The 22,568-nt window shown below is 66.9% G+C and carries 27 protein-coding genes and 1 tRNA gene; 11 read left to right on the top strand and 17 right to left on the bottom strand.

The window, feature by feature from the left end:
• Positions 1-362: 362 nt before the first annotated feature.
• Both ABSL23_RS11795 and ABSL23_RS11790 read right to left on the bottom strand, forming a co-directional pair.
• Positions 363-923 carry a methyltransferase domain-containing protein gene (locus ABSL23_RS11795; protein ID WP_353633862.1) on the bottom strand — a complete coding sequence of 187 codons (561 nt, stop codon included), beginning with the start codon at positions 921-923 and terminating at the stop codon, positions 363-365.
• Positions 923-1,360, bottom strand: a complete 438-nt coding sequence (locus ABSL23_RS11790) for a DUF302 domain-containing protein (RefSeq protein ID WP_353633861.1) — start codon at positions 1,358-1,360, stop codon at positions 923-925. Before ABSL23_RS11790 ends, ABSL23_RS11795 begins: the two co-directional genes overlap by 1 nt.
• A 318-nt stretch (positions 1,361-1,678) precedes the next feature.
• Between ABSL23_RS11790 and ABSL23_RS11785 the strand changes: the two genes are divergently transcribed.
• Both ABSL23_RS11785 and ABSL23_RS11780 read left to right on the top strand, forming a co-directional pair.
• Positions 1,679-2,083 carry a helix-turn-helix domain-containing protein gene (locus ABSL23_RS11785; RefSeq protein ID WP_353633860.1) on the top strand — a complete coding sequence of 135 codons (405 nt, stop codon included), beginning with the start codon at positions 1,679-1,681 and terminating at the stop codon, positions 2,081-2,083.
• 298 nt (positions 2,084-2,381) lie between these two features.
• Positions 2,382-2,894 carry an HTH domain-containing protein gene (locus ABSL23_RS11780; protein WP_353633859.1) on the top strand — a complete coding sequence of 171 codons (513 nt, stop codon included), beginning with the start codon at positions 2,382-2,384 and terminating at the stop codon, positions 2,892-2,894.
• Between the two features lie 316 nt (positions 2,895-3,210).
• On the opposite strand, the gene ABSL23_RS11775 is transcribed toward ABSL23_RS11780, so the two are convergent.
• The 4 genes from ABSL23_RS11775 to ABSL23_RS11760 are packed head-to-tail and all read right to left on the bottom strand — an operon-like array spanning position 3,211 to position 7,514.
• Entirely contained in the window at positions 3,211-4,344 is a 1,134-nt protein-coding gene (locus ABSL23_RS11775; RefSeq protein ID WP_353633858.1) for an ABC transporter ATP-binding protein, read from the bottom strand.
• Between the two features lie 5 nt (positions 4,345-4,349).
• Positions 4,350-5,216, bottom strand: a complete 867-nt coding sequence (locus tag ABSL23_RS11770) for a carbohydrate ABC transporter permease (protein ID WP_353633857.1) — start codon at positions 5,214-5,216, stop codon at positions 4,350-4,352.
• Positions 5,217-5,218: 2 nt separating this feature from the next.
• The gene (locus ABSL23_RS11765; protein WP_353633856.1) at positions 5,219-6,112 is read right to left on the bottom strand and encodes a sugar ABC transporter permease; all 894 of its coding nucleotides are present in this window, start codon (positions 6,110-6,112) and stop codon (positions 5,219-5,221) included.
• A gap of 7 nt (positions 6,113-6,119) precedes the next feature.
• Complete coding sequence (locus ABSL23_RS11760; RefSeq protein WP_353633855.1) at positions 6,120-7,514, bottom strand: ABC transporter substrate-binding protein; 1,395 nt, start codon at positions 7,512-7,514, stop codon at positions 6,120-6,122.
• 273 nt (positions 7,515-7,787) lie between these two features.
• Between ABSL23_RS11760 and ABSL23_RS11755 the strand changes: the two genes are divergently transcribed.
• Positions 7,788-10,295, top strand: a complete 2,508-nt coding sequence (locus tag ABSL23_RS11755) for a PAS domain S-box protein (protein WP_353633854.1) — start codon at positions 7,788-7,790, stop codon at positions 10,293-10,295.
• Positions 10,296-10,313: 18 nt separating this feature from the next.
• Here the strand turns inward: ABSL23_RS11755 and ABSL23_RS11750 are convergent, their stop codons facing one another.
• The 4 genes from ABSL23_RS11750 to ABSL23_RS11735 all read right to left on the bottom strand — a co-directional run bounded on the left by ABSL23_RS11750 (position 10,314) and on the right by ABSL23_RS11735 (position 12,734).
• On the bottom strand, positions 10,314-10,910 hold the full coding sequence (locus ABSL23_RS11750; protein WP_059056786.1) for a PH domain-containing protein: 597 nt from the start codon (positions 10,908-10,910) through the stop codon (positions 10,314-10,316).
• A complete protein-coding gene (locus ABSL23_RS11745; protein WP_082687189.1) occupies positions 10,907-11,530 on the bottom strand; it encodes a PH domain-containing protein in 624 nt (207 codons plus the stop codon). The genes ABSL23_RS11750 and ABSL23_RS11745 overlap by 4 nt, the downstream gene beginning before the upstream one ends.
• A gap of 269 nt (positions 11,531-11,799) precedes the next feature.
• Entirely contained in the window at positions 11,800-12,000 is a 201-nt protein-coding gene (locus ABSL23_RS11740) for a hypothetical protein (protein ID WP_353633853.1), read from the bottom strand.
• A 176-nt stretch (positions 12,001-12,176) separates the two neighbouring features.
• Positions 12,177-12,734: a helix-turn-helix domain-containing protein gene (locus ABSL23_RS11735; protein WP_353635380.1), complete on the bottom strand. Its 558-nt coding sequence runs from the start codon at positions 12,732-12,734 to the stop codon at positions 12,177-12,179.
• Between the two features lie 318 nt (positions 12,735-13,052).
• On the opposite strand from ABSL23_RS11735, the gene ABSL23_RS11730 reads away from it, so the two are divergent.
• From ABSL23_RS11730 to ABSL23_RS11720, 3 genes are all read left to right on the top strand, one after another.
• Positions 13,053-13,232, top strand: coding sequence for a hypothetical protein (locus ABSL23_RS11730; protein WP_059056783.1), 180 nt, complete (start codon positions 13,053-13,055; stop codon positions 13,230-13,232).
• 90 nt (positions 13,233-13,322) lie between these two features.
• Positions 13,323-14,375 (top strand): PAS domain-containing sensor histidine kinase, encoded by a 1,053-nt coding sequence (locus ABSL23_RS11725; RefSeq protein WP_353633852.1) that lies wholly within the window; start codon positions 13,323-13,325, stop codon positions 14,373-14,375.
• Positions 14,376-14,526: 151 nt separating this feature from the next.
• Positions 14,527-15,018, top strand: coding sequence for a redoxin domain-containing protein (locus ABSL23_RS11720; protein WP_059056781.1), 492 nt, complete (start codon positions 14,527-14,529; stop codon positions 15,016-15,018).
• Between the two features lie 72 nt (positions 15,019-15,090).
• On the opposite strand, the gene ABSL23_RS11715 is transcribed toward ABSL23_RS11720, so the two are convergent.
• On the bottom strand, positions 15,091-15,753 hold the full coding sequence (locus ABSL23_RS11715) for a helix-turn-helix domain-containing protein (protein WP_059056780.1): 663 nt from the start codon (positions 15,751-15,753) through the stop codon (positions 15,091-15,093).
• A gap of 252 nt (positions 15,754-16,005) precedes the next feature.
• Positions 16,006-16,080 (bottom strand) — tRNA-Glu (locus tag ABSL23_RS11710).
• Positions 16,081-16,281: 201 nt separating this feature from the next.
• Between ABSL23_RS11710 and ABSL23_RS11705 the strand changes: the two genes are divergently transcribed.
• Positions 16,282-17,127 carry a fibronectin type III-like domain-contianing protein gene (locus ABSL23_RS11705; protein WP_059056779.1) on the top strand — a complete coding sequence of 282 codons (846 nt, stop codon included), beginning with the start codon at positions 16,282-16,284 and terminating at the stop codon, positions 17,125-17,127.
• Here the strand turns inward: ABSL23_RS11705 and thyX are convergent.
• On the bottom strand, positions 17,124-17,867 hold the full coding sequence (gene thyX / locus ABSL23_RS11700) for an FAD-dependent thymidylate synthase (RefSeq protein ID WP_059056778.1): 744 nt from the start codon (positions 17,865-17,867) through the stop codon (positions 17,124-17,126). The two genes, ABSL23_RS11705 and thyX, sit on opposite strands and share 4 nt — an antisense overlap.
• A gap of 88 nt (positions 17,868-17,955) precedes the next feature.
• Between thyX and ABSL23_RS11695 the strand changes: the two genes are divergently transcribed.
• Both ABSL23_RS11695 and ABSL23_RS11690 read left to right on the top strand, forming a co-directional pair.
• Positions 17,956-18,294 carry a cupin domain-containing protein gene (locus ABSL23_RS11695; RefSeq protein ID WP_059056777.1) on the top strand — a complete coding sequence of 113 codons (339 nt, stop codon included), beginning with the start codon at positions 17,956-17,958 and terminating at the stop codon, positions 18,292-18,294.
• A gap of 60 nt (positions 18,295-18,354) precedes the next feature.
• A complete protein-coding gene (locus ABSL23_RS11690; RefSeq protein WP_353633851.1) occupies positions 18,355-18,927 on the top strand; it encodes an MBL fold metallo-hydrolase in 573 nt (190 codons plus the stop codon).
• A 45-nt stretch (positions 18,928-18,972) separates the two neighbouring features.
• On the opposite strand, the gene ABSL23_RS11685 is transcribed toward ABSL23_RS11690, so the two are convergent.
• Positions 18,973-19,248 carry a DUF5827 family protein gene (locus ABSL23_RS11685; protein WP_059056775.1) on the bottom strand — a complete coding sequence of 92 codons (276 nt, stop codon included), beginning with the start codon at positions 19,246-19,248 and terminating at the stop codon, positions 18,973-18,975.
• Positions 19,249-19,351: 103 nt separating this feature from the next.
• Here ABSL23_RS11685 and ABSL23_RS11680 point away from each other — a divergent pair, with 103 nt between their 5' ends.
• The gene (locus ABSL23_RS11680; RefSeq protein WP_059056774.1) at positions 19,352-19,807 is read left to right on the top strand and encodes a hypothetical protein; all 456 of its coding nucleotides are present in this window, start codon (positions 19,352-19,354) and stop codon (positions 19,805-19,807) included.
• 29 nt (positions 19,808-19,836) lie between these two features.
• On the opposite strand, the gene sod is transcribed toward ABSL23_RS11680, so the two are convergent.
• Positions 19,837-20,439 (bottom strand): superoxide dismutase, encoded by a 603-nt coding sequence (gene sod, locus ABSL23_RS11675; RefSeq protein WP_059056773.1) that lies wholly within the window; start codon positions 20,437-20,439, stop codon positions 19,837-19,839.
• A gap of 152 nt (positions 20,440-20,591) precedes the next feature.
• Here sod and ABSL23_RS11670 point away from each other — a divergent pair, with 152 nt between their 5' ends.
• A complete protein-coding gene (locus ABSL23_RS11670; RefSeq protein WP_353633850.1) occupies positions 20,592-21,758 on the top strand; it encodes an MFS transporter in 1,167 nt (388 codons plus the stop codon).
• Between the two features lie 123 nt (positions 21,759-21,881).
• Here the strand turns inward: ABSL23_RS11670 and ABSL23_RS11665 are convergent, their stop codons facing one another.
• Complete coding sequence (locus tag ABSL23_RS11665; protein WP_059056771.1) at positions 21,882-22,265, bottom strand: PIN domain-containing protein; 384 nt, start codon at positions 22,263-22,265, stop codon at positions 21,882-21,884.
• Entirely contained in the window at positions 22,266-22,490 is a 225-nt protein-coding gene (locus ABSL23_RS11660) for an antitoxin VapB family protein (protein WP_059056770.1), read from the bottom strand.
• Positions 22,491-22,568: the final 78 nt, after the last annotated feature.

Raw genomic sequence — 22,568 nt, 5'->3', positions numbered from 1 at the left:
ATCCCGATAAACAGGTATTCGGGCCCTCACTGTCGCTGATTTTCTCGTCGAGGATTCGATTCCGTGGGGTACCACTGACAGCGACTCGACGAACGACCGAAATCCCACGAAAACGCCGTCAAAAAGGGTGAATAGGTTGATTTACTGCAACACTGGCGAGACGATCGTCTCTCGAATCCCCGCCGGTCGGAAATCGCGGCCGCAGCCGCCGAACCGCGTTTCTGAGCGGCCCTATTACTATTTGACACCTGACTTAACGTCAGTCGTATCTGTTTCCTTGTAAGTATTCACAGCGAGACGCGCCGGAGTGGGTCGCGTCGCGCGGCCGCTCGCAGTGCGGGACGACCGCGGACGGAAAGCCCTCAGTCCGGGGTCGCCACCACGACGAAAGTCTCCGGTCGCACGGCGCGTGTTTCGACGTCGAAGCAGCTGTCGCGGAGCGCGTCCGCCGCGTCGTCGGCAGTGTATCGCTCCGTGACTGGCGGGCCTGCGTCGCCGCTCCCGCTGGCCGCCCAGTCCGTGACGACCAGCGTCGCGGCGTCGTCCAGCACTCGCGCGACTTCCGCGAGCGCGGCGGGGCTCGCGAACTCGTGGTAGGTCATCGTGGCGAACGCCGCGTCGAGGCTGCCGGTCTCGAACGGGAGGTCGTCGACGCCACCGGTCACGAGTTCGACGTTGTCGGGGACGCCCTTCTCGCGGTAGTAGTCGTGCATCGCTTCCTGCACGTCCACCGCGTACACCCGCCCGGCGTGCGGCGCGACGTCGTCGGTGTAGAAGCCCGTTCCGCTGCCGAGGTCCGCGACGGCGTCTGTGGGGTCGAGCGCGAGCGCGCCCAGCAGCTCCTCCGCGGAGAGGAACCGGTATCGGCGCGCCGCGTCTTCGAGCTTGTCGGCGCGCGACGCGTCGAACGTGTGGTGGCCCATCAGAGGTTCTCGAAGGCCTCGTCGACGAGTTCGCCGGTCTCGGCGACGATGTCGGCCATGGCGTCCTCGTCGGCGTCGAGGCCGAGCAGCCGCGCGATGCGCATGATGGAGACGTGGTAGACGCGCTGTCGGCCGGGTTCCTCCTCCCAGACGACGACGTTGCACGGCATCAGCGCGCCGAGGCGGTTGTCGGTCGCGTCGAGCGCGCGGTCGGCGAACTCGGGGTTGCACGCGCCGAGCACGTAGTAGGGGTCGCGGTCCGCGTCGATTTTCTCGTTGAGCATCTCCGACGGGGAGAACTCCACGGGGACGCCGAAGCCCGCGTCCGCGAACGCCTCGCGGACGTGTTCGACTGCCGCCTCGTGGTCCATCTCCAGCGTCGTCTGGGTCTCGCCGTAGTCCTCGGGGTCGATGTCTGCGGGGTCGATAGGGAGCATCGTTCGTGTGGGGTATTGGGCGTAAAGGACAAAACTTCTTCGACTGGTCGCGGGCGAAGTGTATCCGGTCCTGCTACGATGGAGCGGATGTCGGTGGCCGCGGGCTGGTCCAGTATGCACTTCACGGTGGCCAGCGACGCCCAGAGTCCCACTACGTCTTGTATATCTGTTCCAACGTCGGTCCGCGGGTATGGGCGTCGGTGAGTCTCCGCGAACCTCCGTCTACGAGTTTCCGCCGCTCGGGCCATAATGGCGCGTAATTGTGCAATCTATACAAAAATCTTATACCTGCACGGTCACTACGTTCGCGTGATACTAATGCCAGATTCGATGTCTGAGCAGCTCCGTCGGGACATGGAGTGCGAGGGGCTGCTGGAGTGTTTCCACGGTCTCAAGGAACTCGACAAGGAGTGCTTCCAGGCGCTGGTCGACGCGGACGAGCCGATGACCGTCGACGAGCTCGCGGACGTCGTCGACCGGGAGCGCTCGACGGCGTACCGGTCGGTCCAGCGGCTCCTCCAGACCGGATTCATCGAGAAAGAGCAGGTCAACTACGAGCAGGGCGGCTACTACCACGTCTACTCACCGAACGACCCCGCGCAAATCGCCGACGACATGCAGCGGATGCTCAACGACTGGTACGCGAAGATGGGCCAACTCATCCAGGAGTTCGAGACCAAGTACGAGCAGCCCGACGGCACTCCTCAGTCCGCGGAGAGCTGACCCCCTCGAAGCGGTCCTGTCCCGCGGAGGCTGCGGTCTCCCTCGAAGGCTTCTCCCGGCCAGCGAACACCGAACGACGGGTGTGACTCCGGTCCGACGACCGGCTGTCTACTGGCGTGTATGGCAGATTTACTACAACACTGGTCGCTTCGCAGACGCGTGCTGCCGACGCTCGTTTGTTCTGCCGCCGGCGAGCGCGGAGCCTGCAGCCAGTTGGATCGGCGGCCGGGGGTCGGACTACCGGCGATTCGGACCAAACGCATATCTCCCCGCCGCGCCTCGGTTCGATACGATTGGGATGGAGTTGACCGACCGGCAGACGGACGTTCTCGAATGCATCGTCAACCACTACCAGACCGAGGAATCGCCCATCTCCGGTGACGCGATCGCCGACGCCGTCGACTGTCACCCGGGAACGGTCAGAAGCGACCTGCAAGGGTTGAGCGCGCTCGAACTGGTCGAGGGCATCACCGGCCCGAAGGGCGGCTACAAGCCGACCGCCGACGCCTACCGCGCGCTCGACGACCAGTCGCGCGACGGCACGGCGGACCTGACGCTCGCCCACGACTACGCCCGCACCGACGTCACCGTCACCGAGATCGACTTCACGGCCGTGAACCACCCCGAGCAGTGCCGCGCCCGCGTGGCGTTCGCCGATTCCATCGACGGGTTCGGCACCGGCGACCCGATTCTCGTCGGCCCGACGCCGAACACCGCGCTCGTCGTCGGCGGCGAAATCGAGACTATCGACCACGAGGCCAACGAGCTGGAACTCGACGTCGGCCGACTCGAAGCGCCACTGACAACGTGACCGCTCGCGGCTCCGCGCCGCGACCGCGCCCGCAGTCTCATGTCACCACGGGTCCGTCGGGTGACCGGCAGGCCGTCCCTCATCCAGCAACATTATCCGCTTGTCGCAGCGGCTGCAACTCCGCCCCGGCGATTATCTCTCCGCGGTGGCTCCCTCCGAGTGCGTCGGCTCCCGCAGGCGGCCTCTGACATCCACCTGCACGTCCGTTCGCCCTCCTCTGGCCGGCGCACGTTCACTGTCCCGCCCAGTGTCGTCTCGCGTGCTAGCACGCCGAGCGGTGAAACCGAGCCGACCGTCGAGAGCTGTCCTCGTCGCCTCACTCCGGTGAGATCGGCTGCCGCGGGGTGCGCTGGGCCGCGGAGTGGTAGACCGCGTCCCCAGTCTTGTCGAAGAGGTGGAGTCGCCGGTCGTCGAACCCGATTTCGACGGTGTCCCCGGAGTAGATGTCACTGCGCGGCTCGACTTTCACCTGGAGTTCGGCGCCACCGACCTCGCAGTGCAACAACAGCAGCTCGCCCAGCGGCTCCCGGACGGTCACGGTCGCTCGGAACGTCTCGGCGCCGGCCGGCAGGTTCGCGGCCAGCGAGACGTCCTCCGGCCGGACGCCGAACGCGGCTTGCCCGCCGACGAGTTCGGAGACGGTCTCCCCATTCGGGAGCGGCTGGACGAACCCGCCCTGGTCGGCGACGACGGTGCCGCCCCGTCGGCCGACTTCTACCGGGACGACGTTCATCGCGGGTTCGCCGACGAACCCGGCGACGAACCGGTTCTCGGGGAAGTCGTACAGCCGCTGTGGGGGCGCGACCTGCTGGAGGCGGCCGTCGTTCAGCACGGCGACGCGGTCGCCGAGCGTCATCGCTTCGGTCTGGTCGTGGGTGACGTACACCGTCGTCGCGTCCAGCTCGCGGTGGAGTTTCAACAGCTCCGCGCGCATCTGCACGCGGAGCTTCGCGTCGAGGTTCGAGAGCGGTTCGTCCAGCAGGAACACCGAGGGCTCCCGGACGAGCGCCCGCCCGATTGCCACGCGCTGTCGTTCGCCGCCGGAGAGCGCGTCCGGCTTGCGGTCGAGGAGGTCCGCGATGTCGAGCGTGTCCGCGGCGTCGGCGACGCGCTCGTCGATTTCCGCCGCGGAGAACTCGCTGACCGACCGCATTCCGAACTTCATGTTCTCGGCGGCGGTCATGTGCGGGTACAGCGCGTAGTTCTGGAAGACCATCGCGATGTCGCGGTCCTTCGGCGGCTGGTCGGTCACGTCCTCGCCGCCGATGGCGATAGTGCCGGCGGTGGCGTCCTCTAACCCCGCAATCATTCTGAGCGTGGTGGACTTCCCACAGCCCGAGGGACCGACGACGACGAGGAACTCCCCGTCGTCGACGTCGAGGTCGATTCCTTCGACGGCGCTGACGTCGTCGTACTGCTTTTCGAGGTTCCGGAGTGTGATGGTGCTCATCTCGGTCACTTCTGTTGAATGGCGAACGTTTCGAGGAGCGGGCGGTGCAGCGCGAGCAACACGAGCAGCGGCGGGAGCAGCGTGAGGACCGCGGCGGCCATAATCAGCCCCCACTGGGTGAGGCCGGCTTGGGCGGACCCCTGAATGTAGCGGATGCCGACCTGGACGACTTGGCTGCTCTTGTCCGTGACCGCGACCAGCGGCCAGAGGAACTGGTTCCACGCGTAGATGAACGTGATGACGCAGACGCCGGCAATCATCCCGCGCGACATCGGCACGAGGACGCCGAACAGGAAGCGCAGCGGGCCGACGCCGTCGACGCGCGCGGTCTCCACCAGCGAGTCGGGGATCGACAGGAAGTGCTGGCGGAAGAGGAAGACGGCGGTGGCGCTGGCGACGTACGGCCCGGTCAACGCCAGCAGCGTGTTCGTCCACCCGAGGTCCGCCATCAGCTGGAACAGGGGGACGATGCGGACCGGCACCGGCAACAGCAGCGTCAGCAGGATGAACATGAAGACGGCGCGCTCGTAGGGGAGTTCGTAGTAGACGAGCGCGAGCGCCGCGAGCAACGAGAGCGCGACCTTCGCGACGACGACGACGACGCTCATCACGAGGGAGTTGACCATGTACGTGGCGAAGTTGTGTTCCGTGAGCGCGGCCTGATAGTTGCTGAGGCCTCGGCTGCCGATGCCCAGGTTCGTCACTTGGTAGACCTCCGTCGTGGTCTGGGTGCTCATCACGACCGCGAGCACGAGCGGCGACGCCATCAGCGCGATTGCGGCGACGAGCCCGAGGTGCATCGGCACGTGGTCGGGCAGGCGGTCCGCGAACCCCGTCGAGCGCGCCGTCGGTTGGTTCGTCTCGGCCGCCATGGTCAGGCCCCGTAGTGCCCGTAGCTCTCGGTCACGCGAATCTGGACGTACATCAGCGCGGCCACCAGCACGAACAGGACGACGGATTCCGCGGACGCGAGCCCGAGGCTACTGAACTCGAAGGCGTCGCGGTAGAGCTTGAATATCAGGAGGTTCGTGGCGTCGCCGGGGCCGCCGCTGGTCATCAGGTCCACGAGCGGGAACGTCGAGAAGAACGAGTAGATGGTGTTCATCACGACGAGGAACCCCATCGTCGGCGCGACCAGCGGGAGGTAGACCTTCCGGAGGAGCCTGAGGTGGCCGACGCCGTCGAGTTTCGCGCTCTCGGTGAGCGTCTCGGGGACGTTGTTGAGCGCGGCGACGAGGAAGATGATGTTGTACCCGAGCTGCTTCCAGATCGCCACGACGGCGATGACCGCGAACGCCTGCGGCCCGCTGTTGAACCAGTCGAGGGTGAACGGCGTGAACGCCTCCAGGTAGTGCGTGAAGATGCCGAGGTTCGGGTGGAGCAGGAAGTTCAACAGGATGGCGGCGACCGCCGGCGGGAGCGCGTACGGCCAGATGGCCGCGATGAGGTACGTCGAGGAGCCGACGTCGACGGTGAACAGCATATAGCTGACCGCAAGCGACAGCGCCAGCGTGCCGGCGACGACGACGGCGGCGAACAGAACGGTGACGAGGAAGCTGTGCCGGTAGGCCGCCGACGTCGCCAGCTCCGCGAAGTTCCCGAGCCCGACCCACGTGGTCTGCTGGCCGAGGAACAGCGTCTTGTAGAGGCTCAGCCGGAACGTCTCCAGCCCGGGGTAGTAGAGGAACGCGACGAGCACGACGACTGTCGGGAGCAACAACAGCGCCGCTTGCCGCGTCGAGTCGAACGGCTTCGGTTGCGTCGACATGGCGTCGTCACTCGCTCCCGTCGTAGGAGCCGCTGTAGCTGTTCAACGCCTCCTGCACCTGTGAGTCCATCCGGGAGAGCCCCTCCTCGATGCCCACCTCGCCGTTGACGATGCTCACGGAGAGCTCCTCGTTGATGGTGCGCGCCTCCGGGAAGACGCCCATCACGGCGCCCCGGGTCGCGGGCGTGTCCTCGGTGTCCTGTAGCTGGTCGAAGGCCGTCCGGAAGTTCGGGTTCTCGTCGAACCAGCCGTTCTCGGTGAGCCGGTCGATGGCGCTCTGCCGGACCGGGAAGTAGCCGCTGTTGCGGTGCCAGCGCGCCTGCTGTTCGGTCTGCGTGAGGTACGCGACGAACTCGCCGGCGGCCTCCTTCTTGGCGTCCGAGAGGGCGTCGGGCACCCACAGCGACCCGCCGCCGATGACGACGCCGGTGTTGTCGCCGTCCGGCGTCGGGAGGTACGCCGACCCGAGCTCGAAGCCGTTCTCCTCGGCGCCGGTCCGCATCGACACCATGTTCGACGTGGAGTCCCACAGCATCGGGACTTTCCCCGTGAGGAACGCCTGCCGTGCTTCCCCCCACGCCTCGATGCCGGGGTTGAGGTAGAGGCCGGCGTCGGCCATTCCCTTCCACCACTCGTAGACGTTCCGGCCGGCCTCGGTGTCGAAGTTCGTCTCCGTCGGGCGGCCGGCGCGGCCGTTCTCGTTGTTGACCAGCACCTGGTCCTGTTTCGCGAACTGCTGTTCGACCTGCATCCACGTGTGGTTCGGCCACGTGATGCCCTGCTCCATGTCCGTCTGGTCGACGATGGTCTCGGCGACCGACCGGACCTCCGCGAGGCTCCGCGGCGGCGACTCGGGGTCCAAGCCCGCCTCCTCGAAGGCGGTCTTGTTGTAGAGCATGATGGTGTTCGAGGAGTTGAACGGCATCGAGTTCAGCGTGCCGTCGATGCGGTAGTAGTTGAGCACCGACGGGAGGAAGTCGTCGAGGTCGATTTCGTCCTCGGGGAGCAGGTCGCCGATTGGCGTGAACGCGTCGCTGTCGAGCGCGAGCCGCGTCCCGATTTCGAAAATCTGGACGATGCCCGGCGGGTCGCCGGCGCGCGAGGCCTGGAGCGCCTGATTGAGGTTGTCGCGGTAGCCGCCGTTGTTGACGGCGTTGATGGTTACGCCGTCGGTCTGGTCGGAGAACTCCGCGGCCATCTCCTCGAGTGTGGCGCCGAGTTCGTCGCCGAAGATGTGCCAGAAGTCCAGCGTGAGGTCGCCGCTTGAGCTGTTCGACCCGCCGCTGGTGATGGCGTTGAGGCCGTTGCAGCCCGCGAGCGCGCCGAGTCCGGCCGCGCCCGTGCCCGCGATGAATCGTCGACGCGACACGCCGTCACCTGTTACCCGCTTGGGGTGTTGCATCAGGTAGTGCAGGACTGTACCACCGGAAGAATGCTTATATGAGGGACACGTATCGATTGCAACTATTCGGTAGTGCTATATTGCTCACCAAACCCGGGGCGACGTTCCCGCCCCTAGTCCACCGCCAGCGAGGGGACACGCGCCGGGAATTGTGGGCCTCAGCGAACAGGCTAGTGACGCGTCGCCGGACTGCTCGCGGCTGTCGGCGGTGTGCGAGGCCACTCCGGGCGAATGATGAATAATTTTACGTGTCCGCGAGATTGACAGTGACCAATGGCCGCCGGGATGGAGATTCTCCACGTCGACGACGAGCCGGGGTTCGCGGAGATGGCCAGCGAATTCCTCACTCGTCGAGACGACCGCTTCACCGTCCACACGACCACGAACCCCGAGGAGGCGATGTCGTACCTCCGCGACAATCAGGTTGACTGCGTGGTCTCCGACCACGACATGCCGGGGAAGAACGGCATCGAGTTCCTCGAAGCCGTCCGCGAAGACTACCCCGACCTCCCCTTTATCCTCTTCACCGGGAAGGGCTCCGAGGAAGTCGCCAGCGACGCCATCTCCGCCGGCGTCACCGACTACCTCCAGAAGGAAGGCGGCACCAGCCAGTACGCCGTGCTCGCGAACCGCATCGTCAACGCCGTCGAGCAGACGCGCGCCCGGCGACGGGTCGACGAGACCGAGCAGAAGCTCACCCAGCTCGCGGAGAAGACCGACGACATCCTCTACATGTTCTCCGCGGACTGGAGCGAACTCCTGTTCGTCAACTCCGCGTTCGAAGACATCTGGGGGCTGCCCACGGACGAACTGGAAGCCGACGCGACCGCGTTCATGGAACACGTACATCCCGAGGACCGGGACGACGTGCAGCAGGCGATGAATCAGGTCTCCGCGGGCACCGTCGGGGATGTCGAGTACCGCGTGATTCGCCCGGACGGCCAACAGCGCTGGGTGCGCGCGGACAGCAAGCCGGTGCTCGACGCCGACGGGAACGTCGACCGCATCGTCGGGTTCGTCCGCGACATCACCGACCGGAAGGCCCACGAGCGCGAACTCCGCGAGGAGCGAGCGTTCGTCGAGCAGACCCTCGACGCGCTCGACGACATCTTCCTCGTCTTCGACACGGAGTTCCGGCTCCAGCGCTGGAACGAGCAAGTCCTCGACGTGACCGGCTCCGCGGCCGACGACGTCACGGGAGCGAAGCCGACCGCGTTCGTCCCCGAAGACCAGCGAGCCGAGGTGTCCGACGCCCTCGACGCGGTGCTGGAGACGGGCACGGCGACGGTACAGGTGGACGTCCTCGCGGCCGACGGCGAGCGCGTCCCCTACGAGTTCGTCCTCACGCGGCTCGTCGACGACGAGGGCGACGACCTCGGGTTCGCCAGCATCGGCCGCGACATCTCCGGGAAGCACGCCCGCGAAGCGGAGCTCGAACGCGCCCACGATCTCCTCGGGCAGGCGAAGGAAATCGCGGGCGTCGGCGGCTGGGAGCTCGACACGGAGACGATGGAGATGTACTGGACAGACCACCTCTACGACCTCCTCGGCGTCGACTGCGAACGAGCGCCGTCGCTGGACGAGTCCCTCGACGTCTACCACGAGGACGACCGTGAAATCGTCGAGGACGCGCTGCACCGCGCGCTCGAAGACGGCGAGAGCTTCGACGTGACCGTCCGGCTCCGGCGGCCGGACGGTGAACTCCGGTGGGTGCGCAGTCAGGGCCGGCCCGTCGTCGAGGACGGCGAGGTGGTGTCAGTTCGCGGCGCCGTCCAGGACGTGACCGTACAGCAGACCCGCGAGCGAGAGCTAGAGCAGGCGCGACAGGACTACGAGACGCTGTTCAACGGGATGAACGACATGGCGTGGGTGATGGACACGGACGGCCAGTTCGTCGCCGCCAACGACGCCGCCGTGGAGAAGACGGGGTACTCGCGGGACGAACTGCTGTCGATGAGTCCGGCCGACATCGACGCCAGCCACGGCGAGAGCGAGGTGTTGGAACTCATCGAGCGGCTGCCCGAGGACGAGACGCAGGTGTTCGAGACCGTCCACGAGACCAGCGACGGCCGCGAGATTCCCGTCGAAATCAGCTCCAGCGTCGTCTCGTACCGCGGCGAGGCGGCGGCGCTGAGCATCGCACGGGACATCACGGACCGGAAACACCGCGAACAGCGCCTCGAACAGTTCGCGTCCGTGGTCAGCCACGACCTCCGCAACCCGCTGGCCGTCGCGAAGGGCCGCGTGAAGCTCGTGCGCGCCGACCGGGACAGCGAGAACCTCGAACAGGCCGCCGAGTCGCTCGCGCGGATGGACGGCCTCATCGAGGACCTGCTGACGCTGGCGCGCAAGGGCGAGGCGGTCCGCGACTGGGAACCGGTCGAGCTCGGCGACCTAATCGAGGAGGCGTGGCGCCACGTCGCGACCGCCGACGCCACGCTCCGCGTCGAGACCACGCGGCGAATCCTCGCGGACCGCAGTCGCCTCCAGCAGCTCGTGGAGAACCTCCTCGCGAACGCCACCGAACACGGCGGGAGCGACGTCACTGTCACCGTCGGCGACCTCGCGGACGGCTTCTACGTCGAGGACGACGGCGCGGGGATTCCCACTGGTGACGACGTGGACGTCTTCGAAGCCGGCTACTCCGAGGACCCGGACGGGACGGGATTCGGGTTGAGCATCGTCGAGCAGGTCGCGGAGGCGCACGGCTGGCGGGTCGAGGCGACCGAAGGCGACGGCGGCGCGCGGTTCGAAGTCACCGGCGTCGAGTCCGACGCGTAGCTATCCCGCGCGACCGATTCACTCCGCGCGCCGGTCAACGAGTCGGCCGAGCGCGCGGACTTCCTCGCGGACGGCCCGCCACTGTTCGATGCTGCCCGGAACCGATTGCTCGACGCGCCCGGTGCCGGAGACGGCGTCGGTGTCGCCGGCGGCTTCGTCCACGAGCGCGCGGACCTCCCGGGGGTCGCCGATTCGCCGGTACGTGAACCGGCCGCCGCCGGCGATTTCGAACTCGACGGAGCCGTAGCCGAACACTGACCCGGTCAGCGACTGGGAGAACGCGCTGTTCTGCACGGTGCGCAGCGTGGCCTGTGCCACGGCCCGCGAGAACACGCCCGTCTTCTTGTAGAGGGCGTCGTCAGTAATCACGTACTGCGTGCGCCGGTTCCGGAGGTACCGCCACCCCGGGACGGCCACGCCGACCGGCACCAGCGCGGCGGGCAGCCACGAGTCGCTCAGGATGGCGCCGGCGAGCCCGGCGACGACCAGCGTGAGACCGACGACGACCGCCGGCAGCACGACGGTGACGCGCGGTCGCCCGGTCCAGACGACGGTCTCGGACTCGCCGATTGGAATCGCCGCATCGACGGGCTCGGTCGCTCGCTCCCCGTTCATTCGTCGAGCGGACCGGTGTTCGAGTCCTCCTCGAACAGCGTTTCGTCCGGGGACTTACCGGCGTCACCAGTCGTGTCGGCGCGCTCTCGGGTTTCCAGCGTCGCTCGGATGCCGCGGAGCTCGTCGAGAATCTCGTCGAGTACGTCCGCCTTCGTCTCCTCGGACTCCGAACCCGCGTCGCCCCGAGTCGCCTTCACGCGCTTGTTGATGGTCTCCTGCACGTGCCGGGGGTCGGGGACGGACTGGAACTGCATCTCGACCCCGGAGCCGCCCGCGGTGGAGACGTCGACGTTGCCGTACCCGAACCGCGTGCCGAAGAAGCCCTGACTGTACGACGTGTTCTGGACTTTCCCGAAGTCGATGCGCTGGACGTCCCGGGACAGCACGCCGGACTTCCGGTAGAGCGCGTCTGTCGTGACGACGTACCGCGTGTTCTCGCGGTAGAGGTACGCCGACCCGATGATGAGCAGTCCGACGAGGATAATCGACAGCGGGACGCCGACGATGAGTGCAGGGACGAGGCTACTCTTGTGGGGCTTCCCCGACCAGACGACTTCCTCGCCGTCGTCGAGGGTCAGCCAGTCCATCTCGGCGGCGTCCGACTGGGAGGGCTGGGACATACTCGTCCTTCCCGGGCCGCTGGCAAGAAGGTTCGCCCGTCACGCACGCACTGAATCGCGGTGCGGGCAGTCCCTAGAGGCCGCCGGCGGGGCCGAGCAGGCCGCCGAGAATCACCGCGATGCCCGCCGCGAGAATCGCTATCTGGCGACCGCCGACAGCGGTCGACATGCGCACGGCTACGTCCTCTGGGGGTCGAATCGGACGTCGCTTCGGGCGAGAAACTACGAATCGGGTCGTCCGTGGGGGCGCGCGTGGCGGCGGACCGGCCTCAGGCGTTGTTGAGCCGGAGTTTCGTCGTCGTCCCGCAGTTGCGGCATTCGGCGATGTGGTAGGGCTCCCTGGAGAACTTCCGGTTCGTGTCTTTCCCGCTCTCGGTCAGTAGTTCGATGGTGACGTCGTGTGGACGGGTCTTCTCACAGGTCGTACACTGTTCTCGGATGACGTCGTCCGCGGGGGTTGGTTTGGCCATGGTAGTGGGCTCCGGTACGGTGGTCGTGGTACTCGCTTCGCGGTGGGCGCTGGGACGCTCTCTCGTGCTCGCTAATCGCCCGGACCACGCACACTACGTACATTGTTCCGAGACGACAATTTATTACACCCTCGTACACCAAGCAGCCTATCCACCACCCACAGTAGGCTCGGGGCTCAGGATTGCTCGTCGACCAACAGCGTGTTCATTACCAGGGTTTCGATGCCCCGCCGGAGCCGCTCGGTGACCGCCTGGTCGGAGACGTCGAAGGTGTCCGCGAGGTCTTGGGTGGACAGCTGGCGCGGCAGCGAGTAGTAGCCCGCTTCCACGGCGCGCATGAGCGTCTCGCGCTGGGTCGCGGTCAGCCCGTACCAGGGGCCGGCGTCCGGCTTCGTGGGATTGTAGATGCGTTCGACTGACACGTCGATGTTCGCTCCAACGTAGTACTGCTGGAACTCCGAGAGCGCGTCGTGTGACGGGAACCTGATTTCGAGCCCCCACGTGTCCGCGGTCCCGGTCGCGCCGAGCAGCACTGCGTCCAGTTCGAGAACCATCGCTAGGAGCGACGACTCCGAGGGCTCCCAGTTCAGCGCGTACAGCGATTCGTCGTCGTGGGTGTTGACGAGCTGCACCTCGTTGACCGAGGCGTGCTCGCGGACGGACCGCTCGAAGCTCCCACGCGCGTCGTTTCGGACTCGAACGAACGGCGTCGGTCTCCCGCCCAGCGGCACCATCGTCTCCACCGTGACCTGCGTCGGCTCCTCGACCCGGAGAATCTGCCCCAGCTCGAACGCGTCAGACGGAACGACCAACTCGACGATGACGCTCATTAGATACCTCCCCATTCGCCCGCAGTCGCGTAAAGACGCCCGTTCACCCGGAACTGAGTCAACGACCGAGGTGGCCGAGCCCGTCGGATATTTTGGGCATGGTGTACCATGGGTTTCGGTGGTGTTTTCCCGTGCGAGGGCGTACCAGACGATACCGAGACACACCACTGCGACCCCCGAACCCCACGCCAGCACCTCGCAGTCGGCGCGTGTCCACCACTCATGACAACCGACTTCACTCCCGACGACGGGCTATCGAACACGGCCGACTTCGAGGCGGCACTCGGCCGAGTACTTCTCGCCGCGCGCCGGAACGACATCGACCCACGAGGAGCGTGGGAGTACCGCAGCGACGACCCCGGCCCGGACGTGGAAGTCGTGGTCGTCGAACTCGCCGAGTAGCGCGCGACTGAAGTGACGGGACGCGAACCGGTTTGAACCCCATGGCACGCCAACCCGAAACCGTTCTCCGGCGGGGGGCAATATGTCCGTATGACGGATTCACCCGGTCCGCACGCCCCCAGGGCCGATGGGTCCGAACCGAGCGACACGGTCGCTCGCCACCTCATCGAAGGCGCGGCCACGCACGCGATTTTCATGCTCGACGCCGACGGAGAGATTACCACGTGGTCTGCGCCCGCCGAAGCGCTCTACGGATACGACACGGAGACGGCGCTCGGCCGCCACGTGCGCACGCTGTTCGCCGACAAGGAGAGCGGTGACTCGAACTCGCTCCCGGCGGACTTCTTCGAGCGGCCGGCCACTGACACCGTCGAAGTCGAACACTGGCATCGGCGCGCGGACGACTCGGTCTTCTGGGGGACGCTGACGCTGTCGCCGCTGTGGAACGAGACGTTCGACGGCTACGCTGCCATCAGCCAGGACACCACGACCACCAAAGAGTACGAGCGAATGCTAGAGCGGCAGAACGACCGCCTCAAGGAGTTCACCGACATCCTCGCGCACGACCTCAGGAACCCGCTGAGCATCATCGACGGGTATCTCCAGCGATACGAGGAGACCGGCGACGAGAAACACCTCGAAACCATCGAGGAGACGACCGACCGGATGGAGCGACTCGTCGAAGACCTGCTCCGGGTGGCGCGACAGGGAGACGTCGTCACCGACCCGGAGCCGACCGACATCGGTGACGTCGTCGACATGGCGTGGCAGACGCTGTCTACCACCCCCAGTGCGACCCTCCACTACGAGCCGATTCAGTCGGTGAGCAGCGACCCGGACAGGCTCTGCGAGCTGTTCGAGAACCTCTTCCGGAACGCCATCGAACACGGCGGCACCGACGTGACGGTGCGCGTCGGCCAGCTCGACAACGGCTTCTACGTCGAGGACGACGGCCCGGGGATTGCCGACGAACACAAAGAGCAGGTGTTCGACCACGGGTTCACCACGCGAGACGACGGCCACGGATACGGCCTCTCGGTCGTCCGCACGATTGTGAACGCCCACGGCTGGGACGTAACGGCCGCTGACGCCGAGACGGGCGGCGCGCGATTCGAAATCACGGGCATCGAGTTCCTCTGCTGACCGGGACTGGGGCGGGCGGTCGCGCGAGCCGCCGGCGTTCGCACGGAGCCGCCGCAATCCCGGGCGACGGTCGCTTCCCTCCCGCGGTGGTAGATAAGTGTCATTGTTGACCAGCCACGAGTGCTAACTGGTACCAAGACAACATGATACTGTGATTAGTGACCGAAAGTCGGCCTTCGACTTCGCGTTGCCGGGTACGGAAGGCAAGGAAATCAGGAAGTACCGGCTGAGCGACCACACGAACGAGGGCGCGGCCGTCCTCGTGTTCTACCCGTTCGACTTCAGCCCCGTCTGCACCGAGGTCTTCTGCCAGTTCCGGGACGCCGAGTACCTCACGTTCACCGAGAACGTCGACGTCCTCGGCATCTCGCGGGACTCCTGTTACGCCCACAAGCAGTTCATTCAGGAGTACGACCTGCCGTTCCCGCTGCTCAGCGACACCGAGGGCGACGTCGTCGAGCAGTTCGACCTCGCGTACGACGAGTGGGAACACCACTCCGGGGTCCCCAAGCGAGCGCTGCTCACGCTCGACGAGTCACACGACATCCGCTACAAGTGGCACACGGAAGACGCCTACACCGCCCCCAACTACGACGAACTCATCCAGAGCGTGCGTTCACTCGTGGAGGACCCAGTCACGTGACGAGGTCACGAGCGAGCGCCGCCGCATCCGAACCCGACTCCCAGACGAGCGGCGGTATCTCGCTCCGACTCGTCAGTCCGAGAGCGCGGGCGTCTCCGTCTCGGTGGTCTCGGTGTCGGTGTGGTAGTCCTTGATGACGTGTCCCTCGGCACGGTGGAGGAGTTCGCTGCACGTCGACTTCGCCATCCCGAGGTCGTCGGCGAGTTCGGCGAGCGTCGTCTCGCGGGGCGTGTCGTAGTACCCTCGCTCGACGGCCCTGTCGAGCACCCACGCTTGGCGCTCGGTCAGAAGCGACCCGGAGTCCGTGTCTTGGCTGACGCGTTCGACGGTGTAGGGGATGCCGTAGTCGCCGAGCGTCTCGGTCAGGTCCGTCATCGTGCCCGACGGGACGGTGAGCTCCAAGAGCAGTTCGCCGTCCTGGACCTCGAACGGCAGTTGCAGCGGCACGCCGGAGTCCTGTATCGACCGCAGCATGAGCGGGGACGTGGTTTCGAGTTGGACCCGGGTCGCCTTCGGCCCGTCGTCCAGCACCGTGAGGTCGGTCACGGCGTCGTAGTCGCGGAACGACTCCACGACGGCCGTGCTCTCTTCGCCGTGAACGTCGATGTGCGCGACGCCGACGTCGTCGTTCACGGTGGCGGCGGTGACGCGGAACACCGTCTCGGGGAACGCCTGTGAGAGGTCGCTCATCCAGACCAGATCCGGGATGGTAATACTGAGTTTCACGTATGGCATGCGTTTGGTGGAGAGGGCTCGCGAGAGTCGCGGTCTACCACCGCCTAGCCGGACGACCCAAAAGGAGGTTCGTGGGAACATATTCGACCCCCAGTCTAAGTGCGACCACGAGAAGCGACTCCCCGGTCAGGTGATTCGGTTACCTACCCACGTCACCCACTCGAAACACGCCCTGACCGCGACGCTCACGAGGAACGCGCCGACCATCAGAAGCCGCGGCTGACCACTTCGGAACCGGCGAGAGGAAGGGAGTGCTCCGTCAGGGATTCGAACCCTGGTCCTTGCCGTGAGAGGGCAAGATGATTGGCCGGACTACACCAACGGAGCGCGTCCACTCCTTCGTAGCCGCGAGGTACAAATAACGGTTTCGTCTCGGCGTCGCGCTGGCAGAGTCCCACACACGCGTCGGGGGTGCTCCGTTCGGGCGGTCGCAACCGGGTGCCGGGCTGTCGGCGCGTTCACTCGCCGTCGCGCAGCACCACGTTCGTCGCCTCGTAGTCTTCGAGGAACGCGCCGACCATTCCGACGGTGACGGTTCGGTCGCCGGTGGCGATGCCGTGGCTGTCGGCCGTGCCCGCCGTGCTCCAACTGTGGTTCCCGGGGCAGGAAGGCGGCCGCGCGCTCGCGAACGTCCTATTTGGCGAGACAAACCCCTCCGGGAAGACGCCGGTCACGTTCGCTGAATCCCTCGAAGACTACCTCCCGCAGGAGGTGGCGTCGCTGCCGGACGGCGCGCGCGGCTTCCCGGGCGTGGACGGCACCGTCCACTACGACGAAGGCGTGTTCGCGGGCTACCGGCACTTCGACGCGAACGACGTGGAGCCGCTGTTCCCGTTCGGCCACGGCCTCAGCTACACCGACTTCGAGTACGAGAACGCGTCCGTCTCGAGGGCCGCGACGACCCCCGAGGACGGCCTCACCGTGAGCGTGGACGTGACCAACACCGGCGACCGGGACGGCGCGGAAGCCGTCCAAGTGTACGTCGGCGCAGTCGATTCGAGCGTCGAACGCCCGCCGAAAGAACTCGCAGGGTTCCAGAAGGTGGACGTGGCGGCCGGCGAGACCGAGACCGTCTCCGTGGACATCGACCGGGAGGCGTTCCGCTACTGGGACGAGGAGGCCGACGAGTGGGCGGTCGACTACGGCGAGTACGAGGTTTCGGTTGCGGCGTCCTCGCGGGACGTGCACGCGACCGAACGAATCGAACTCAGAGAGTCCGTCCAACAGTCGGCGGGGACGACGACCGAGACCGAGAGCGAAACCGGGACGGAGACGGAATCAGAGTCGGCCGGGAGCGCGCCCGGGTTCGGCGTGGTCGCGGCGGCCGCGGCGGTCACCGCGAGCGTCGTCGGGCGGCTCCGCGGCGACGACTAGGGCGCGAGCCGGTTCTTCCGGTGTTTCATCTCCGCCTCGTAGTAGTCGAAGGTGTGCGGGCACCACTCGGCGGCGAGGTCCAGTAGCTGCTCGGTGAGGTCGCGAATCTCCCACTGGGCGTCCGCCGCCGCGCGCATGTCCGCGATGTGCATCAGCGACCGCGGGTTCAGCGTGACGACGACGTTCACCTCGGTACCGATGGGGAGGACGAACCGCGCGTCCTCAGGCGGCATCCCGAGCTCCAGTAGCTCCTGGTAGTCCTCGACGGACTGGCGGACCGACCGCTGGAAGATTTCCTCGCGCTTCTCGACGTCCTCCTCGTCGAAGTCGTCGGCCTTCTGGTTGCGGCCGACCCAGTCCGGGTCCGTGGCGGACGGCGGCGTCACCACCATCTCGCCGTCCTCGACGTCCGCGGGGTCCACCTCGTCGAAGGCGACGTAGCGCATCGACTGCACGTCGAAGCTCGCGTGGCGGTGGCGAGTGAGCTGGGCCATGCACGACCGGCTCATCCCCTCGATGGCGAACGTCGCGCTCGGGTGCTCGAAGGGTCCGTAGTGCCCGCGCTTGAGGAGCTTCGCGAGGAAGTTCGCCTTCTGCTCCTCGACGTCGTCGCCCTCCACGCCGTCCATCGCTTCCTCGAAGTCCTGTTCGGCCACCCACTCGCTCATGTAGTCGTTGCGCGCGCCCTGGCAGATGAGCTCCTCGGGGTCGTCGGTCGCGTCCAGAAGGCGTACTCGCATACTGGACGTGGATGCTCGCGCCGCGGACTAAAACGCTCCGAAGCGCGCGGCCACCAGCAAGAAGTGTCGGCCCGTCGCAGCTTCCCCCATGCCCTACGAGAAGGCGACGATAGCTGACGCCGAATCGGCGCTGCCGGACGACGCCCGCGCGAAGATGTTCCGCATGAAAGACCCCCTCGACACCGACGAGGTGGCGTTCACGCTGTTCACGATGGAGCCCAACGCCGAGGGGATGGAACACGACCACCGCGACTCCGGCCAGGAGGAAGTCTACTACGTCGTCGAGGGCGGCGTGGACGTGGAGTTCGGCGGCGAGACGGTCTCCCTGGACGAGCGCGAAGCCCTCCGCATCGACGCCGAGGAGACCCGACAGATTCGCAACCGCGACCACTACTCCGAGCTCGTGCTCGTCGGCGCGCCGCGCTGACCGCCTCCGCCTGCGCTCTCGTCCCGGCAACGTCTAAGTGCGCGACGGCGTAGCCGGAGTATGGTCACGAATCTCGCCGCCGGCGTCGACGCGTTCACGAGCAACGCCTTCCTCGTGGAGGGCGAACGCACCGTCCTCGTGGACCCCGGCGCGAACTTCGACGCCGTTGGTGCCGTCCGCGAGCGCGTTGACGACCTCGACGCGGTGCTTCTCACGCATCCCCACCCCGACCACGTCGGCAACCTCGACGACGTGAAAGTCGCCTTTGACGTGGACGCTTGGGGGTTCGACGCGAACATCGACAGCGTGGACCACGAACTCGCGGACGGCGACACGGTCACCATCGGCGACCACGACTACGAGGCCCTGCACACGCCCGGCCACGAGCCACACCACCTCGTGTTCTACTCGCGGGACGCGGGCGTGCTGTTCGCCGCGGACCTCGTGTTCGCGCACGGCGCGTTCGGCCGCACCGACCTGGAGGGTGGCGACCGCGCGACGCTCGTGCGAAGCATCGAGCGCGTGCTCGACGTCGTCGGCGACCTCGACGTGATGCACGCCGGCCACGGCCCGAGCGTCACGGACGGCGCAATCGAGAACGTGGAGTTGGCGGCGCGGGCCGCCCGACAGTAGTTTCTACCCCTCCAAAACTCGGCGTACCGGTGCGGAGAAAGCGCGTCAGGCGTCGTCGGGTTTCACGCCGTAGTAGCCGGGCTCGTCGTCCTCGCGCGGTTCGGCGACGACGAGGTCGTCGCTGTGGCGCATAATCCACGGAATCGCCCAGTCGAGGAGGACGTTCTCCGTGTTCGGGTCCAGCTCCGCGTCCGCCTCCAGGTCCTGGAGGAGCCGCGCGATTTCGTAGACGGTGTACATCTCGTCGGCGTCGAGGAGCTCCGCGGGCGTGTAGAAGTCACACGGGTGGAGCGCCTCGAAGTCGTCCTTGGGAACGGGCATACCCGACGGTCGGGCGTCGCGACGAAAAAACCCCCGGTGGCGGTGCCCCGGGTTGGGGAACGCTTATCCGGGCGTCTGTCGCAACCACGGACGAGCGGTCCGCATGACAACGCACGACACGCAGCCGCAGTCGGCTCTCGACGACGCGAAGGCGGCGCTGGTCGACGCCCTCCGCGACGCGCTCGGCGACAACCTCCGCGACGTCTGGGTGCTCGACCAACACACCCAGCAGTCGCTGTACCTCCGCGAGGACGTCGCCGACCGAATCGAGGACGTCGACGTGGAGAAACACCTCGACAACGAGCGCTACGGCTTCGTCACGCGACAGACGTACAACCGCCTCCACTACTCGGAGTTCCGGTACACGCACCGCGGGTTTGACACGTGGGAACTGTTCCGGACGTTCGTCTCCGAGGACGACGCGCAGGTCGGCGTCGTCGTCGGCGTGGACGCAAACGACGCCAACTACGACTTCGGCGCGCTCACCGACACTGTCCACGACCTCGCCGCCGAGTACGGCGTAAAAGCGCTCGCACCCGTGGCTCCCGACGACGCGTAGCGCGAAAGAAAAACGGCGGATGTGCGGCGCTACTCGAAGCGCGCAGCGACCTCTTCGTAGCGGTCCGCGACGTCGTCCCAGTCGACGACCTCGAAGAAGTTGTCGACGAAGTCGCCGCGGTCGGGGCCGTAGTCGTAGTAGTAGGAGTGCTCCCAGACGTCCAGCGCGAGGATGGGATGGGAGCCCCAGAGAGCGCCCTGGTCGTGCTTGTCGACGACGACGTTGCGGAGCTGCTCGGAGTGGCTGTCGTACACGAGGAGCGCCCAGCCACCCGCGGCGGACGCGGCGGCCTCGAACTCGCCCTTCCACGCCTCGTAGGAGCCGAAGTCCTCCTCGATGCGCGCGGCGAGGGCGCCGGCGGGTTCGCCGCCGCCGTTCGGGCTCATGTTGTTCCAGAAGATGGAGTGCAGGATGTGCCCGGAGCCGTTGTGGGTCACGTTGCCGATGGCGCCCGCCGACGAGGAGAAGTCACCCTCCTCGCGGTTGGCTTCGAGGGTCTCCTCGGCGCTGTTCCAGCCGTTGACGTAGCCCTGGTGGTGAGTGTCGTGATGCCACGTCAGCACCTGCTCGGAGATGTGCGGTTCGAGTGCGTCGTAGTCGTACGGAAGCGGTGGAAGTTCGTAGTCACTCATGGTGCGGTCACCCGGGAAGTACCATCGTAGCGGTTCGTGTTAAACGTTTGTGGCGTCTATGCTAGCACACAACACGAAAAACCGGCGAGTGACGCCGCTTGCCGGCGGTTTGGATGGTCAGTCACATACGTCGGGAGCTTCGACCCACGCGTATGCGCTCGTGGCGCGGCGTCGGCCTCGTGACCGGGTGGCAGTTCACGGCGAGCCTCGCGTTCTACGCCATCTTCGCGTCGACGGCGTTCGTGCGCGAGGACTTCGGCATCTCCCGCGCGCTCACCGGCACCGTCGTCACCGCCATCATGCTCGGCTACACCGTCCTCCTGTTCGGGACGGGCGCCGCCGTCGACGGCTACGGCGAGCGTCCCGTGATGGTCGTCGGACTGCTCGGGATGGCGGTCGGCTGCGTCGGCGTCGCGTTCGCGCCGACGTTCCCGCTGTTGCTCGCCGCGCTCGTCGTCCTCGGGTTCGCGTACGCCACCGCGATGCCCGCCACCAACCGCGCCATCGTCGCCGTCTCCCCGCGGGACAGCCGGAACCTCGCGATGAACGTCAAGCAAGTCGGCGTCACCGCCGGTTCCGGCCTCGGCGCGCTCCTCGTCACCGCCGTCGCTGCCACCCGCTTCGGCTGGCGCGGCGGCTTCCTCGTCGTCGCCGGCGCGGCCGTCGTCGTCGCCGCGGCGTTCGCCGCCGGCTACGAGGGGACGACCGGCTCCGGCACGCTCTCGATGCCGGACGTCCGCGGCCTCCTCGACGACCCCGCGTACCGCGGGCTCGTTCTCGCCGGTCTGTTCCTCGGCGCGGCGGTGTTCACGACCACGGGCTACGTCGTCCTCCACATGACCGAATCCGTCGCGGTCGCCGCGGGCTTCGCTGGCGCCGTCCTCGCCGGCGTGCAGGTCTCGGGCAGCGTCGGCCGCCTCGTCGGCGGCGCGCTCTCCGACCGGATGAGCGGCGCGCCGTCACGCGGCCCCGCGCTCGTGTTGACCGCGCAGGGCGTCCTCGCCGCCGTCTGCTTCCTCGGCGTCACCGTCGCGGAGACGCCGTGGACGTCCGCGGTCGCGTTCGCGCTACTGGGCCTGTTCATCCTTGGGTTCCCCGGCGTCTACTACGCCACGATGACCGCCATCGTGGACGACGACGAGGTCGGCGCCGCCACCGCCGGCGGCCAGACCACGCTGAACCTCGGCGGCATCGCCGCGCCGCCGCTGTTCGGATTCGTCGTGGACGGCTTCAGTTACGACGTCGCGTGGACGCTCGCCGCCGCCGTCACCGCCGTCGGCGCCGTCGTCGTCTGGACGCAGGTCGCACGGCGGGCTTAGTCGTCGCCGCGCGATTTCCCGCTCAGACTGGTTGCGACCGGACAGTGGCCTATCGGTAGGAGACACAATCCAGTCGCAACGAGCAACTCCGCTTCGGCTACTGGAATTTCGTTCAGGGGTTCGTCAGTAGGTCTCGACGTCGAGGCCGGGGACGCGGTCGAAGTGGTCGTCGCGCGTGACAATCCGCGCGTCGTGGTGCCGGCAGACGCCCGCAATCAGCGTGTCGCCGAGATTGACGCAGGCACCGTCGTCGAGCAGTGACGCCTCAATCAGCGCGGCCTCCCGCGCTGCCGGCTCGGTCAACGGCAGCGCGTCCAGCCACGCCAAGCCGTCCGCCGCCGTCTCCAGTTGGTCGCTGCCGCCTGCCTGCGCGGCGCCACGGTACACCTCGAACAGCGACAGCGACACCGCGTGGAACGGCTTCGCCTCGTTCGCTGCGAGGTAGTCCGCCGTCGCGTCAACGCCATCGAGGTAGTCGAGCAGGAACGTCGTGTCGAAGACGAGCATCTACCGCTCGCCTCGCGCTCGCAGGTCGGCGTCCAGCTCGCCCCGTGTGTCTTCGACGGCGTCGCGGAACCCGTCGACGTCCTGCATCGACCCGAAGCCCGACATGAGGTCGCGGTCGCCGCCCGCGAGCCGAAGAATGGTATCGGTGAAGCTCTCGTCGTCCCGCTTGTGTTCTTTCAGGCGCTCGTAGGCCTCTTCGGTGATTGTGAGGCTCTTCGTCCCCATACGTGTACGTCTACACGCACACGTACTTAGTCGGTTTGGCGACCGACACTGCCGAACGGACGACACCCCGGACGGGTA

The sequence above is a fragment of the Halobacterium sp. NMX12-1 genome (genome assembly GCF_040435975.1).
Lineage (GTDB): Archaea > Halobacteriota > Halobacteria > Halobacteriales > Halobacteriaceae > Halobacterium > Halobacterium hubeiense.
This window is presented reverse-complemented; position numbering and strand designations above follow the sequence as displayed.